Raw genomic sequence first — 13,695 nt, 5'->3', positions numbered from 1 at the left:
GGCAAACGCCATCGACTCGAAACGGGCGGACGGAGTACGGGCCGCGCACAGGGCCAGCAATTTATGCAGTTGCGCCGCTTGTGCTGCATCGAGATCCCGCAGCCGGTCCCCTGCCAGCATCATGCCACCGCTTGCCACCAGCGCAGCCAGATGGAAGCTGTACTCTGTGGGGCTGGCCTGCTGACTCGGCAGATCCCGCAGGCAGACGCAGTCAGGATCCAGGGCCCACAGCCGGTCGTTTTGCCAGGCGCGGCAGAAGGTCTCGCGGGCAATCTGGCGAAAACGGTGGCCATTGCGCTCCACGTCATCGCTCACCCGCATGCCGTGTACCAGCCCCAGGCTCGGCCAGATGGGGGCGTTGCAGCCGAGCAGGAAGGCGCCCTCACCCGCTCCGCGCAAAATGGCCGCCATGCCGCACCGATAGGCCTCGACCCGGGTGGCGCAAGGATCATGGAAGCGGCCGCCATGAATGGCGCCCCAGAAGTTGGCATCCAGCTTGAAGTAGTGAATGCCCCACTGCTCGCGCAAGGTGCTGAACACCTGCTCGAGATGCGCCTGCACCTCGGGGTGGGTGCCGTCCAGCACATACCAGGGAGTACAGCGCCAGCCGCCATAGGTGACCCGTTCGGAGGGAAGCGGCAGCCCGTCATCCCCCTTTAGGAACCAGTCAGGGTGATCCTGAAACACCTGTGAGGTCGGCTCGGCAATAAAGGGGGCGACCCAGAGCGCAGGCTCGCAACCGGCACGGCGGATCTCAGCCGCAAGGGCTGCCACTCCCTGTTCGAACTTAGGCGAAGGAGTGAGCCAATCCCCCATCTTCGCCTGATAGCCATCGTCGATCTGCACATAGCGCAGGGCCGGAAAACACCCGGCCCGCACCGCCAGATTCTCGCGAATATCGGCGGCGCTCACCTGTGCATAGTAGTGATACCAAGAGCACCAACCACTGGGGCGGGTCGCCACCTCGGCGATCACGCTGCCGTGCTCGGCCGCGATCATGGTCGCCAATTCGGCCAGCAGCGCTTCGCGATCCGCCCCCTCCAGGCAGAGCAGCGCCTCGCTCTGCCAGTGCTGGCCGGCAAACAACGGACGATCTTCACAGTTCATCAGGATCTGCAGGCGGCCATCCGGATAGAGACGGAACTCGCCGCCAAAGCGGTGGCAGCTGGCAAAAGCGAGCAGCAGCCAGCCCTTGCCGTGTTCCACCAGCAGCAGGTTGTGGACAGTGTGAAAGCCGTCGTCGTCGCTGATGTGATAGACGCTGGCATCGGGGCAACGGCCCACCGGCTGCGGGGTCTGCCAGCTGCCCATAGTCTGGGCCAGCATCTGGAATCCTTCGCCATAAATAGCGCTCTCCACTGGCAGGCCCAATTTGCCGTCAAACAGCACCCAGCGGCCGACCGGCGTGGCATCAGGACCTGTGTTGTCGAGTCTGACCCGACACAGTGACCCCTCCCACTGACGGGTTTGCAACAGATCCGGGGGCAGAGCGCTATCAGCTGCCAGTTGACGCACGCGGGACAAGAGGGATGTCATGGCTACTCCTTGTAATTCATCAACAAAACAAACAGTTCAGAACCAGGTCGTTTAAAAAACCCGTCGAGTCAGAAAATCCTCAATAAAATCAGCCTCAAACGAACCGATTTCAGCTGTTATTGTTTTAATGTCGCGCCCCTGCCTCTCTGGTAAACTGCCCATTCATTCACAGTTACCAAGTAGGGGCTCACGTGATCGCGCAACGTGCCTTGCTGTACCTTCGTGACTTCATGGTCATCGTCGCCTGCCTGCTGGCGGGCAAAACCCTGGCAGCCATACTGCCGTTCGCCTTCCCCGGCAGCATCATCGGCATGTTGCTGCTGTTTGTGCTGCTCTCCTTGCAACTGGTGAAATTGCACTGGGTCGAGTTAGGCGCTGGCCTGCTGCTGCGCCACATGGGGGTGCTGTTTGTGCCGGTGGCGGTCGGGTTGGTGGCCTGGCTGGAGCCGCTGCGCCAATCCTTCGGCCTCATCATGCTCTGCATAGTGCTCGGGATAGTCTTGATCCTCGGCACGGTCGGCCGGCTCTACCAGAGGATGAACAGATGATCTTCTGGCTTGCCATTCCCCTGACCCTGGCGCTCTACTTTGCCACCAGAACCCTCTATCGCCGCCTGCCCTGGCCCATCATCAACCCTGTGCTGGTGCCCACCGCCGTCATCATAGGTCTGCTGCTCTGGCTTGATCTGCCGCTGGAACAGTACGAAAGCGGCACCCGCCCCATCACGGCGTTGCTGGAACCCGCCGTGGTAGCGCTGGCCCTGCCGCTCTACCAGCAGGCCCGCCAGATCCAGGTCAGGCTCAAGCCCATCCTAATCTGTGCGCTGGCCTCCGTCTTGATCTCGGTCTGTACTACCCTGCTGATCGGTCATTTTATGGGCGCCGATCCGGCATTGCTGGCCTCGCTCGCCACCAAATCGATCACGACGCCGCTCGCCATGAGCGTCAGCCAGTCCCTCGGCGGCATTCCGGCCATCGCCGCAGCCGTGGTGGTGGTAACCGGGATTGTAGGCGCCCTCATCGGCTACCCGCTGCTCAAACTGATGCGGGTGACCGACCCCGAGGCCCAGGGACTGGCCATGGGAGCCTGCGCCCATGCCATCGGCACCGCCACCTCTGCCGAGAAGGGCATTACCCAAGGGGCCTTCTCGTCGCTCGCCATGGTGGTGTGCGGCATCCTCACCGCCGCCGTGGCTCCCCTGCTGTTTGCCATTTACCACTGGTTGAATTGAGTCTCACCCTTCTGCTGTTGTGCGGGCCTTGCGGCCCGCCAAGTGCGAGCTGACGCACAGTTTGCGCAAGACAAACGTTTCCTCTACCATCCCCCTCCTTTTGCCCGTCAGGGCGTGAGCACGCTCACACATTTTGCCAAGCTTGCTCCCTACAATGATCCCCCAATTGGCCTTTGAGGACACACTATGCATCCCCGTTTTGCCAAGCCACTCGATTCTCTGCCCGCCCCGCTCAAAGCGGCGCTGCTGCCCATGCTGGATCCCGAACAGGGCGGCGAGTTCAATGCCCGTTTTACCCCTGAGCAAGTGACCACCCTGAAAGCCGCCACAGGTCTGGAAGACCGCGCCCTGCGCCTGGCCCTGTTGCCACTGGCCGCAGCCTGCTCGGTGGCCCCCATCTCCAGGTTTTTTGTCGGTGCCATCGCCTGTGGCCTGAGCGGCACCTGGTATTTCGGCGCCAACATGGAGTTCACCGGCCAAGGGCTGTTCCACTCGGTTCATGCCGAGCAGTCCGCCATCTCCAACGCCTGGCTGGGCGGTGAGACAGGGATCAGCGAGATCACGGTCAATTACACCCCCTGCGGCCACTGCCGCCAGTTCATGAATGAGCTGAGCACGGCCAAGATCCTGAAAGTCTCTCTGCCGGATGATCTGAGCGCCCTGCAATCCTTCCTCCCCCACTCGTTCGGGCCGGCGGATCTCGACATCACGGATGCCCTGATGAGCCCGCAAGCCCATGATGAGCTGATGCTCGAGAGCGAGGATCCGCTCTGGCAGGCCGCACTGGCCGCCGCCCGCCAAAGCTACGCCCCCTACAGTCAGGGCTATGCCGCCGTGGCGCTGCAATTTGCCGATGGCCGCCTCTTCTGTGGCCGCTACGCCGAGAACGCCGCCTTCAACCCGAGCCTGCCGCCAATGCAGATGGCCTGCGCCCATGCGGTGCTAAACGGTGAAGATCTCGCTACCCTCCGTCGCGCCGTGCTGCTGGAGAGCAAAAACGGCCAGATCAGCCAGCGGGACTCCGCCCAGTCCACCCTCAAGGCGCTGGGGTCGGTCGAGCTGGAATACCAGGCCGTCTGAGGTAAATGAGGCCCATAAACAAGGGGAGCCACCGGCTCCCCTTGTTGTTTCTGCTGATTGCTTAGGATCAGGATTCCCAGATGATGCTCTGGGAGGAGGACCAGGCCTCGCCGATGTCCGCGTATTTCTGCTCCAGCAAGTGGCGGCGGATCTTCATGGTGGGGGTGAGTACGCCGTTCTCTATGTTCCAGGGGCTCTTCACCACCAGAATGCCACGAATTTTGGCATGGGACTCCAGCTGCTCGTTAACCCGGTTACGCGCCGCCTCCAGCTGGGCGTTGATGGCGTCCCGACTCTCCTTCATGGCGCTCTCGGCCAGTTGCACCAGCGCGATGGGCTGGGGCATGCCGTAACCAATCACGCACAGCTGCTCTATGATGGGCTCTTGCCCCAGCAGCCCCTCGATGGGCACAGGCGCCACGTACTTGCCCTTGGCGGTCTTGAACACGTCCTTCATCCGGCCCGTGATGGTGAGGTAACCTTCCCTGTCCAGCTTGCCCATGTCACCCGTGTGGAGCCAGCCATCACCGTCAATGGCCTCGGCACTGTGCTCGGGATCCTTGTAGTAACCCAGCATCATCCCCTCGCAGCGGCAGAGGATCTCCCCCTCCTCGGAGATCTTGATGGTGACACCAAGACCCGCCTTGCCGACGGTACCGATCTTGTCGGCGCGGAACGGGTAGTTGATAGTGGAATAGGCGTAGTTCTCGGTCATGCCCCAGGCTTCGGTCACCTTGAGGCCGATGCTCAGATACCACTGCAGCAGCGCAGGAGAGACCGGCGCCGAACCGCAGCCCAGCACCCGCGCCTGATCCAGCCCCAGTCCCTTTTGCAGCTTGCGTTTGATAAGGCCCGAAATGAGCGGGATCTTGAGCAGCAATGCGAGCTTCTTCTGGGGCAGCTTCTCGTGGATCTTGATGCGGAACATGGCCCACAGCCGGGGCACAGAGATAAAGACAGTGGGACGGCAACGTTTGACGTCATCGATAAAGGTGTCGAGGGATTCGGGGAAGGCGATAGTGGCGCCTCCATAGAGGCTGCCGCCATAGATATAAACCCGCTCGGTAATGTGGGCTAGCGGCAGGTAGGAGAAGCCCCGATCAGCCTGGCTCAGGCCCACCGTCTCCACCAGCTTCTCGCACGACCAGGCGTAACGCTCGACGCTCAGCATGGCCCCTTTCGGCTTGCCGGTACTACCCGAGGTGTAGACCAGACTCAGCAGGGAGTCAGGGGACTGTACCGGGCTGTCAGGGATAGGCTCGTGCGCTTCCAGCAGATCGTCCCACTGATGGCTGGCAGGCATGGTGTCGTAGGGGAAGGCGATGCGCAGCAGATCGGCGGGCACGCCAGCCTCCTGACTCTTCCAGTCATCCAGCTTGCCGACGAAGATCGCCTTGGCCTCGCTGTGGCGCAGCACATATTCGATGGTGTCGACGTTGGCGGTCGGATAGATGGGCACGCTCACATACTGCCCCATCTGCATCGCCAGATCGGCGATAAACCACTGGGCGCAATTCTTGGAGAGCAGCGCTACCTTGTCACCGGGCACCAGACCGAGGTGACGCAAGGCCGTCACCATTCGTCGCGCTTCATCGGCCACTTCACCCCAGGTGAAGTCGACATATTCGCGGTTGATAGTTTGACGCAGGTAGGTTCGATCAGAACACTGCCGCTCCCAGTGATAGAGCATCTCGAGCGGCAGTTTATTGGCAATGCGTGAGGCGGAGGCCATAGTTTAATCCCTGAAACAAAAGGCGAAACTTATTATTAACCTTTCACTAACTTCAGGGAAGAATAAACTCACACTTCAGTTTGAATTGTGTATCCGATCAAGCTTCTGCGTGTTGCTGCAAACGAATCCACATTGCCTGTACCAGGGTCTCATCCTCTTCGGAGAGCTCACCTTGCAAAATCGCCTCGTTGAGGCTGCGCAACACATAGCTCTTGACGTCCCGCAGCAGGGTCTTGCCTTCCAGCTCGGCCCGGGCAACCGCCAGCGAGATATGACCTCGCAGGTAGCCACCGGCAAACAGCTCATCCTCGGTCGCCGTGGCAACCATGCTGTCGATCAGTCCCAACAACGTGTGCTCAAAATCGTGAATCGTCATGTAACGCAGCCTCATTTCCAGCGTGGCAGGCAAAAAATTGCCGGCAAATTATTCGGGGGAGTGGAACCGCAATCCGGTTGATTGCAGCTCTCTGGCGCCAGGCCAACAGCGTCCTTGGCGTCCTATTCCGGGCTGGCCACCGGGTAGATGACCTGATCCTTATATCCCGTGGTTATGCGCAGATAACCACACAACGCCCGGTTCAATTGCGGATCATCGGTGTCCACCAGCAGCGGCCTGCCCGCGAGGGCGGCCAGCTTGGCTTTGGTTGCCAGTACCTGGATATGCTCCAGCCCGACACACCGAATCACCTCTGGACTCAATTGCTGATTTCCGCGTCCGAGCAGATGTCCCTGTCCGCCTATCAGGGTCATGATCAGTCGGCAGCGACGGCCACGGATCCGGGTCAGGATCTCGGCGGCGCTGAGATCCTGCCCGATAAGTCGGCCATTTTCCACCAGATCCACACCGAGCAAGGTATTTTCCAGACCCAGCTCGGCCATGCAGGCCGCCACCGTGCTGCCAGAGCCCATCAGATAGAGGGTCTCGGGCTCCATCTGCTCCACCACACCGGCGGCGAGATCCGCCAGCACCAGCTCTTCGGACTCCTTGCCCCCCTGTTTGACCGCCTGCACATAGCGCAGATCGCCGGGCACCAGCAGCTGGCCATAGTGGCGAGCCCGCACCTTGCCCAACCGGAATGCCGCTTCATCAATATCGCGCACCTCGCCATCCATCAGGCTGAGCAATTCGCCAGCGATCATTCGCGCCACCACCCGACCGCTGGCTGCTGGCGTCACCCCATAAACGCCGGAGTGGATTTTACAACCCGCAGGGATGCCGAGTACATGGCACGACTCCCCCACGGCGGCACAGATGTCGCGCGCCGTGCCATCGCCACCGGCGAACAGCAACAGATCGACCCCGGCTTCGCGCATCAGCTCGGCGGCGTGGCGGGTATCATCGGCAGAGGTCATCTCCCCGGCAGGTTGATAGATGACCCGACAAGGCAGCCCCAGGGAGCGGGCCACCGTCCCCCCCATCTCTCCTGCCACTGTCAGCAGCTCGAATGAGTCGACCAGATCGCACAAAGGCAACAGGGCCTGCCGCGCCCGTTCCTGCGCCCTGGGCACGGCACCCAGCGCCAGCGCCTCGGCGACCATGCCGTCACTGCCCTTGAGACCGACCGCGCCGCCAATGCCAGCGACCGGGTTAATGATGAGCCCTAAACGAAACATAGATTTCTCCCTAACATCGCCCGCCATTTTATCTTTTCAAGGCGCAGGGACAAGCCAAGTGGTGACTGCTAGAATGCGCTGCTTCAATTTTTTAACCAAGGTTCAATCATGCTGGAATGGGTTCTTGATCCCTCTGCCTGGGTTGCGCTCGCAACCCTGACCCTGCTCGAGATCGTGCTGGGTATCGACAACATCATCTTTATCTCCATCCTGGTGGGTCGCCTGCCGGAGGCGCAGCGTCAGAAAGCGCGCATTCTGGGTCTGGGGCTCGCCATGGGCACCCGGATCCTGCTGCTGCTGTCGCTCGCCTGGGTGATGCGCCTGACCGAACCACTGTTCACCGTGCTGGGTGAAGCCATCTCCGGCCGCGATCTCATCCTGTTGCTGGGGGGCTTGTTCCTCATCGGCAAGAGTGCCCACGAGATCCACGTCACCCTGGAAGGGGCAGCCGAGCCACAGAGCGTCAGCAAAGCGGCCTCGGGCTTTATCAGCACCCTGATCCAGATCGCCATCCTCGATATCGTGTTCAGCCTCGACTCGGTGATCACCGCCGTCGGCATGGCCGATCACGTGCCTGTCATGGTGCTGGCCATCATGATCGCCGTCTTCATCATGATGTTTGCCGCCAAATCCATCGGTGATTTCGTCGATGCCCATCCCACCATCAAAATGCTGGCTCTCTCCTTCCTCACCCTGGTGGGTTTCGCCCTGATGGCCGAGGGGATGAATCTGCACATTCCCAAGGGTTACATCTACTTCGCCATGGCCTTCTCGCTGACGGTGGAGATGATCAACATCCGCCTGCGCAGTCACCACGACCGCGAAAAGTTCGAGCAGTAAATGCCAGAACCACAAAAAAGAGCGCCATAAGGCGCTCTTTTTTTATCCACATAACCGGCTTATTCGTTGCTGATGACAATGGCAACGCGGCGGTTTTCGGCCCGCCCGGCAGCGGTGTTGTTGTCTGCCACCGGATCCCGCTCACCGCGACCACGGATGTCCAGATTGGCCGGCTGCATGCCCACCGACACCAGCACCTCGGCCACCGATTTCGCCCGTTTAAGGGAGAGCTGGTCGTTGTAGAGCTCGCGTCCGCTGGTATCAGTGTGACCATCAATCCGTGCCTTGTTCAGGCCAGCACCCAGCAAGGTTTTGCCCAGTTTTTCTACCAGAACTCGAGTCTTGGGGTTGAGGTCATCCACGTTGGTGGCAAACAGCACCCGGTTGGAGAAGTCCAGCGTCCAGCCCTCATCGGTCAGGCGAAAGCCCTGCTCCTTGAGGACAGCGATCTGCTCTGCCGTCAGGCCGTGAGGAGCGCTTTGGCAACCCACCAGCACACCCAACAGCAGGCCAATCAGGCCGGTTTTCATCAGGACATGGATCTTCATTATTATTTTTCCTCTGCAGACACATCGAACGCCAGCGGGTCTTGGCGTGCAGGCTCCCGACGCAGCCGTTTGGATTGGTACATGGCATGATCGGCCTGCTGCAATAGCTCAGCCGCGGTCAACCCCTGATCCGGATAGAGGGCTATGCCTATGCTGATGGCCGCCACCAGCTGGCGACCATCCCCCAGCACCACGGGGTCGGCCATGACCTGCTGGATGCGGGCTACTACATCCTGCACCTCGCTCTTTTGCAACACTGGGGTCAACAGGATAGCAAACTCGTCCCCCCCCAACCGACATACCAGATCCATCGGCCTGAGCTGATGTTGTACCCGTCTGGCCAAGGCGATCAACACGTCATCGCCGGCGGCATGGCCCAGGGTATCGTTAATCTGTTTGAAGCGATCACAATCGAGGTAGAGCAGCGCGAAACACTCCTCGTACAAGCGCCCCGTGGTCACAGCTTGATCCAGACGGGCCTCGAAAAGAGCACGATTGGGCAGGCCGGTCAAGGCATCGTGGGTCGCCCGGTGCAGCAGGCTGGCGTTCTCTCTCTGCTGATGAGCCTGCCAGGCTTCCAGTTCATCGAGCAGGGAGTTGAAGTCCTGACCAAGCTCGTTCAGCTCGGCGATATGCGCCTCGGGGACCCGCATGGCCAGAATACGCTGACGCCTGACACTGTGAGCCACCTGCGCCAACTCCTTGAGTGGCACCGTGAGGGAGTTTTGCATCCAGCGCGCCACGTAAAGCGCCCCCAGCGTACTGAGGATGAGACAGACCAGCATGGCCATCAGTGTCTGCAGCAGAAACCGCAGCAGATACTGGCCGTGGCCAACCAGATGGATGCGGGCTATCTCCACCCCACCCCGCATCATGGGCTGATCGACCGGGCCCGGCAGTATCAGCCTTGCCAGATACTGCTCCAGCCCCGACCAGGGGGTGGTCATGGCCCGGCGCCAGCTTGCCAGCAGCTGCCCCGAAGGCAGATAGATGCTGGCCTGCGCCACATCCTCATGGGTGACTATGGCTTGCAACGCATCCTTGGCGGCCTCTTCGTCATGGAACACCACCGCCGCTTCACTGGTGTAGCTGATAGCGCGCGCCACCAGATCCAGGTTGTGATCCGCGTAGAGACGCAAAGCCAGCAGTGCGATACCGGTCAACAGCACACCGGCCATACAGACAGCGGTCAGGGACGTAACCATATGGGTGCGTCCCAAACTCTGTCGCAAGGTTAGCCGCTGAGTCCGTGGACGAAAGAGCCCTATCATGGTGTCCCCTCATCCGCCTTGGCCAGCTTCAGCACGGCAGGATGCACCCGCACCCCGCTTCTGGCAAGGGCATCCAGATTGACCCGGAACCGAACGCGATCCAACCCGACCTGCAGGCAAAACACGGCGTCGACAACACACTCGGCGCTCTGCTCGCTGATGCTGAGGATCGGACGATCCTGCAATCGCTGAAACAGGGACAGCCGCCGCTCCGGCGCCAAGATCCCCAGGTAGAGTACGTCACAGCGCCGCCCCAGCGCCTCATCATCCACGTCGTAGCGACGGACGCTGACCGGCCGGCCATTGGCTTGCTGCTTGATGGAAAAAAGGGCGGCTGTATATTCCGTCGGCGCCGTGATGCACAGGCGCAACTCAGCGGGCTCGGTCGGCCAGCGGGTGTAGCTCAGAATGTCGAGGACTGTCTGGCGTACCTGTTCGGCACGCAGCTCGGCAGAGGTGAGTGGAACAGGCTCGGTGGCGAGCGCCAGCGAACAGATCAGCGGCGTCAACCACGCCAGGATTCGAACCGGTAGAAGAGAGTGCATCATGCCTGCGCTTATGCCCACGCCAGCACCCGCGAAGGCCTGGCGCCCACGAAGGGTGAGCCGGAGTGGAGGAGTATTGAGTTTATCAGCACCATGACAAGGCACCGCCAACAGAACAAGCAGGTACGTCACTCAATGTCGCAATCATGGCAGGGGCGCACCCCGGTGTGAGCCCCGCTATCCCATCTGTATTCATCTGCTTACTTCTTGCTGATCCCGTATTCGCGCAGCTTGTTGGCGATGGCGGTGTGCGACACACCCAGCCGTTTGGCAAGCTGACGGGTGGAGGGGAAAGCCGGATAGAGCCGCTCCAACAGTCTGCTCTCAAAGCGTTTCACGGCTTCGTCCAGCCCCCCTTCGAACCACTCGTCGATGAGCGGCATGGCATCGGCGGCCACCGGCAGATCGACGTGCTCCGGACCGATCTCGTCCCCTTCCAGCAATGTCATGGCCCGGTAGAGACAGTTGCGCAGCTGGCGCACGTTACCGGGCCAGCGGTAGGCGGTCAGGTACTCGGCCATGTTGCGGGTAAAGCGCGGGCGCGGGCGCTGTAATTCGCTGGCGAAGCGGGAGACGAACTGCTGGGCCAGCGCCATGATGTCCGCCTTGCGCTCGCGCAGGGGCGGCAACGCCAGACTCAGCACGTTGAGGCGATAGTAAAGATCTTCGCGGAACTTGCCGTCATGCACCAGATCCAGCAGCTGCTTCTGGGTGGTGCAGATGAAGCGCACATTGACCTTCACCTCCTGCTCGTCCCCCACCCGACGGAACACCCCGTCCTGCAACACCCGCAGGAACTTGGTCTGCAGATGGGGAGACATGTCGCCGATCTCGTCCAGCATCAGGGTGCCGCCGCTGGCCAACTCCAGCACGCCACGCTTGCCTTCGGTGTTGTTGCCAAAGGCGCCCGGAGCGTAGCCAAACAACTCGCTCTCGGCCACGTTGTCAGGCATGGCGGCGCAGTTGAGGGCCATGAAGGGGTGGCTGGAGCGCAGGCTGGCGCCGTGACAGGCACGGGCCAGCAGCTCCTTGCCGGTGCCGGTCTCGCCGACGATGAGCAGCGGCGCATCCTGCATCGCCAGCTTGCTCGCCTCCACCAGCACCTGCTTCATCTTCTGGCTCTCCGCCTGCAGGTGCTCAAAGCCCCCCACTTCCACCGCGTGCAGCGCGCTGAAGTGCATGCCGACCCGACGGGCAGATTTGAGTACCACGACTGCGCCGGCCAGGGCCTGGCGACCCTTCTCTTCGGCCACAAACAGTGGCATCAGATCCGCCAGATACTCTTCGCCATTGAAGCTGAGCTTGCAGGTCTGTGGCTTGATCTCGCTCGCCTCCAGCCAGCGGCTAAAGGAGAAACCCTTGACCAGGGAGCCCAGGGCCATGCCGCGTATCTCTTCCACCGGCAGGGCCAAGGTGGTGAGGGCGGACTGGTTGGCCTGGGTCACCTTGCCCTTGGCATCGAGGGAGAAGACCAGATCCGGCAGCGCCTTGAGCAGGGCTTCAATCTCGTGGTGCTCGCGCTCGGAGGGCATGTAGGGGATGGTCTTGACGTCATAGACGCCGGGAATACGGCGGATCTCCGGCATCAGATGCTGGAAATCACGAAACTCCAGCTCGGGAAAGTTGAGATAGATGATGCCTGAGGTATCGATTTCGATGCCGCGCAGATCGATGTTGTGCTCTACCAGACGGTCGAGCAGTTCCCGGGTCAGGCCCAGGCGGTCTTCACAGCTGACTTCAAGACGCATTCGGGACACACTTCCTAGCTAACTCTATGAATGACCGGATAATACAGACTCGATCCCGCCAGTGCGAGCGCCAGCCCATAAAAATGCGGGCCCGCCCCGCTTTCGCCGGACAGGCCCGAGTCACTGGATGGGGCTTATTTGTGCAGCGGATCGCTGAGCAACTGGTCGGTGCGCGCTGCCATGATGAAGTCGTTGCGGTGTAACCCGCCTATCTTGTGGGTCCACCAGCTGACGGTCACCTTGCCCCATTCGGTCAGGATCGCCGGATGGTGGAACTCCGCCTCCGCCAGTTCCCCCAGGCGGTTGGTGAAGGCCAGCGCCTCCTTGAAGCTGCGAAAGGGGAATTCGCGCCTCAGCTGCAACTCCCCGTTCACCACCAGCGGCTGCCAGTCGGGGATAAGCTGCATCAGCTCGGCGAGTTCCTGTTCGCTGACCTTGGGGGCATCGGCGCGGCACGCTTCACACTGCTGGCTTGCCAGTTCGGACATGGGTTTCTCCTTGTTCATCAATGGGGATCGGATAACAAAATAGGTCTGGTCAAGTCAGCTCGCCTGTTTATCACCCGCGGGGGCAAAACGGGGCGGACGCAGCCCCAACCGGCGGGCATCGGACACCATGGCCATGATGTCCTGCTCAGCCAGACGGTAGAGTTCGGCCAGCTCGGGCAACACGAAATAGGTGGGCTGCATGATGTCGATGCGATACGGAGTACGCAGCACTTCTATGGGATCGAAGGGTTGCAGCACAGGCTGGCCACCGAGGGCATAGGCGGTCTCACCAATAGAGGAGAGAATGCCACCGCCGTATATGCGCAGCCCAGCAGGGGTATTGAGCAGGCCGAACTCCACTGTGAACCAGTAGAGCCGTGCCAGAAAGACTCGATCCTCCTTGCTCGCCTGCAGGCCGAGCTGGCCATAGACATGGGTGAAGTGAGCGAAGGCGGGATTGGTCAGCATGGCGCAATGGCCGAAGATCTCGTGAAAGATGTCGGGCTCTTGCAGATAGTCGAGCTCGTCCCGGCGGCGAATGAAGGTGGCCACCGGAAACTGGCGGTTGGCCAGCAGGGCAAAGAAGCGATCGAACGAGATAAGCGCAGGCACGGCGGCCACCGACCAGCCGGTGGCGGGTTGCAACACGGCGTTGATCTGGGCCAGCTGGGGGATGCGATCACGGGGCAGATTGAGGCGGGTCAGCCCAGCCAGATAGTCGTTACACGCCTTGCCTTCGAGCGCTGCGAGCTGACGTTCGATCAGGATCTGCCAGGTGCCATGCTCCTCATCCGTGTAATGGATAAGGCCCTGAGGGTCCGGCTGGTGTGCGGTGTAGAGACTGGCCATGAAGGGTTCCATCCTGTGTGCCCGCCCGGTAACCCAAGCAGCGGCGACTCACGTTTGACTGATGGGGATCACTGTAACGGTTTGTCCCTTAAAAAAGCAGCCGACCCCGGGGTCGGCTGCTGCTGACAATTGTAAATAATTTGTGACAACCACAATCAAGGCACGGCCCGTCACCCCTTGTTGAGATACCCCGCCAGCTGGCCGATGAGCCGC

Annotated in this window: 14 protein-coding genes; 4 read left to right on the top strand and 10 right to left on the bottom strand. The window is 61.1% G+C overall.

The features are described 5' to 3' along the window. The coding region (locus tag AAC083_RS12655) for a glycoside hydrolase family 36 protein (RefSeq protein WP_108536796.1) at positions 1-1,536 on the bottom strand (1,536 nt) is incomplete at its 3' end. A 191-nt stretch (positions 1,537-1,727) separates the two neighbouring features. Here AAC083_RS12655 and AAC083_RS12650 point away from each other — a divergent pair. The 3 genes from AAC083_RS12650 to cdd all read left to right on the top strand — a co-directional run bounded on the left by AAC083_RS12650 (position 1,728) and on the right by cdd (position 3,847). Further along, complete coding sequence (locus tag AAC083_RS12650) at positions 1,728-2,084, top strand: CidA/LrgA family protein (protein ID WP_042035460.1); 357 nt, start codon at positions 1,728-1,730, stop codon at positions 2,082-2,084. Beyond that, positions 2,081-2,767, top strand: coding sequence for an LrgB family protein (locus AAC083_RS12645; RefSeq protein WP_108536795.1), 687 nt, complete (start codon positions 2,081-2,083; stop codon positions 2,765-2,767). Before AAC083_RS12650 ends, AAC083_RS12645 begins: the two co-directional genes overlap by 4 nt. Before the next feature lie 186 nt (positions 2,768-2,953). Next, entirely contained in the window at positions 2,954-3,847 is an 894-nt protein-coding gene (gene cdd, locus AAC083_RS12640; protein ID WP_108536794.1) for a cytidine deaminase, read from the top strand. Positions 3,848-3,914: 67 nt separating this feature from the next. Here cdd and AAC083_RS12635 read toward each other — a convergent pair whose 3' ends face one another. The 3 genes from AAC083_RS12635 to AAC083_RS12625 form a co-directional block, all read right to left on the bottom strand. Then, entirely contained in the window at positions 3,915-5,579 is a 1,665-nt protein-coding gene (locus AAC083_RS12635; RefSeq protein WP_108536793.1) for an AMP-binding protein, read from the bottom strand. A 97-nt stretch (positions 5,580-5,676) separates the two neighbouring features. Beyond that, entirely contained in the window at positions 5,677-5,955 is a 279-nt protein-coding gene (locus tag AAC083_RS12630; RefSeq protein ID WP_042035455.1) for a YfcL family protein, read from the bottom strand. Positions 5,956-6,077: 122 nt separating this feature from the next. Continuing rightward, complete coding sequence (locus AAC083_RS12625; protein ID WP_108536792.1) at positions 6,078-7,193, bottom strand: ATP-NAD kinase family protein; 1,116 nt, start codon at positions 7,191-7,193, stop codon at positions 6,078-6,080. A gap of 108 nt (positions 7,194-7,301) precedes the next feature. Between AAC083_RS12625 and AAC083_RS12620 the strand changes: the two genes are divergently transcribed. Next, positions 7,302-8,033, top strand: coding sequence for a TerC family protein (locus AAC083_RS12620; protein WP_108536791.1), 732 nt, complete (start codon positions 7,302-7,304; stop codon positions 8,031-8,033). Positions 8,034-8,092: 59 nt separating this feature from the next. Here the strand turns inward: AAC083_RS12620 and AAC083_RS12615 are convergent, their stop codons facing one another. The 6 genes from AAC083_RS12615 to phhA form a co-directional block, all read right to left on the bottom strand. Next, complete coding sequence (locus AAC083_RS12615) at positions 8,093-8,581, bottom strand: OmpA family protein (protein WP_108536790.1); 489 nt, start codon at positions 8,579-8,581, stop codon at positions 8,093-8,095. Between the two features lie 2 nt (positions 8,582-8,583). Continuing rightward, positions 8,584-9,852, bottom strand: a complete 1,269-nt coding sequence (locus AAC083_RS12610; protein WP_108536789.1) for a diguanylate cyclase domain-containing protein — start codon at positions 9,850-9,852, stop codon at positions 8,584-8,586. Then, a complete protein-coding gene (locus tag AAC083_RS12605; RefSeq protein ID WP_042035448.1) occupies positions 9,849-10,397 on the bottom strand; it encodes a YfiR family protein in 549 nt (182 codons plus the stop codon). Before AAC083_RS12605 ends, AAC083_RS12610 begins: the two co-directional genes overlap by 4 nt. A gap of 200 nt (positions 10,398-10,597) precedes the next feature. Continuing rightward, positions 10,598-12,145: a transcriptional regulator TyrR gene (tyrR, locus tag AAC083_RS12600; RefSeq protein WP_042035446.1), complete on the bottom strand. Its 1,548-nt coding sequence runs from the start codon at positions 12,143-12,145 to the stop codon at positions 10,598-10,600. A 134-nt stretch (positions 12,146-12,279) separates the two neighbouring features. After that, a complete protein-coding gene (locus AAC083_RS12595) occupies positions 12,280-12,633 on the bottom strand; it encodes a 4a-hydroxytetrahydrobiopterin dehydratase (protein ID WP_108536787.1) in 354 nt (117 codons plus the stop codon). Positions 12,634-12,687: 54 nt separating this feature from the next. After that, on the bottom strand, positions 12,688-13,482 hold the full coding sequence (gene phhA, locus AAC083_RS12590; RefSeq protein ID WP_108536786.1) for a phenylalanine 4-monooxygenase: 795 nt from the start codon (positions 13,480-13,482) through the stop codon (positions 12,688-12,690). Between the last annotated feature and the right edge of the window lie 213 nt (positions 13,483-13,695).

Source organism: Aeromonas sp. HMWF014 (genome assembly GCF_963878295.1).
GTDB lineage: Bacteria > Pseudomonadota > Gammaproteobacteria > Enterobacterales > Aeromonadaceae > Aeromonas > Aeromonas popoffii.
Note: the sequence above shows the minus strand (reverse complement) of the source record. Positions and strands in the feature narration are given on the sequence as shown.

Bases quoted from the DNA above. Each gene is read 5' to 3' on its own strand.
- AAC083_RS12615 (WP_108536790.1), bottom strand. From the start codon at position 8,581: ATGAAGATCCATGTCCTGATGAAAACCGGCCTGATTGGCCTGCTGTTG.
- AAC083_RS12605 (WP_042035448.1), bottom strand. From the start codon at position 10,397: ATGCACTCTCTTCTACCGGTTCGAATCCTGGCGTGGTTGACGCCGCTG.
- phhA (WP_108536786.1), bottom strand. From the start codon at position 13,482: ATGGCCAGTCTCTACACCGCACACCAGCCGGACCCTCAGGGCCTTATC.
- AAC083_RS12610 (WP_108536789.1), bottom strand. From the start codon at position 9,852: ATGATAGGGCTCTTTCGTCCACGGACTCAGCGGCTAACCTTGCGACAG.
- AAC083_RS12645 (WP_108536795.1), top strand. From the start codon at position 2,081: ATGATCTTCTGGCTTGCCATTCCCCTGACCCTGGCGCTCTACTTTGCC.
- AAC083_RS12595 (WP_108536787.1), bottom strand. From the start codon at position 12,633: ATGTCCGAACTGGCAAGCCAGCAGTGTGAAGCGTGCCGCGCCGATGCC.
- AAC083_RS12620 (WP_108536791.1), top strand. From the start codon at position 7,302: ATGCTGGAATGGGTTCTTGATCCCTCTGCCTGGGTTGCGCTCGCAACC.
- AAC083_RS12630 (WP_042035455.1), bottom strand. From the start codon at position 5,955: ATGACGATTCACGATTTTGAGCACACGTTGTTGGGACTGATCGACAGC.
- AAC083_RS12635 (WP_108536793.1), bottom strand. From the start codon at position 5,579: ATGGCCTCCGCCTCACGCATTGCCAATAAACTGCCGCTCGAGATGCTC.
- cdd (WP_108536794.1), top strand. From the start codon at position 2,954: ATGCATCCCCGTTTTGCCAAGCCACTCGATTCTCTGCCCGCCCCGCTC.
- tyrR (WP_042035446.1), bottom strand. From the start codon at position 12,145: ATGCGTCTTGAAGTCAGCTGTGAAGACCGCCTGGGCCTGACCCGGGAA.
- AAC083_RS12625 (WP_108536792.1), bottom strand. From the start codon at position 7,193: ATGTTTCGTTTAGGGCTCATCATTAACCCGGTCGCTGGCATTGGCGGC.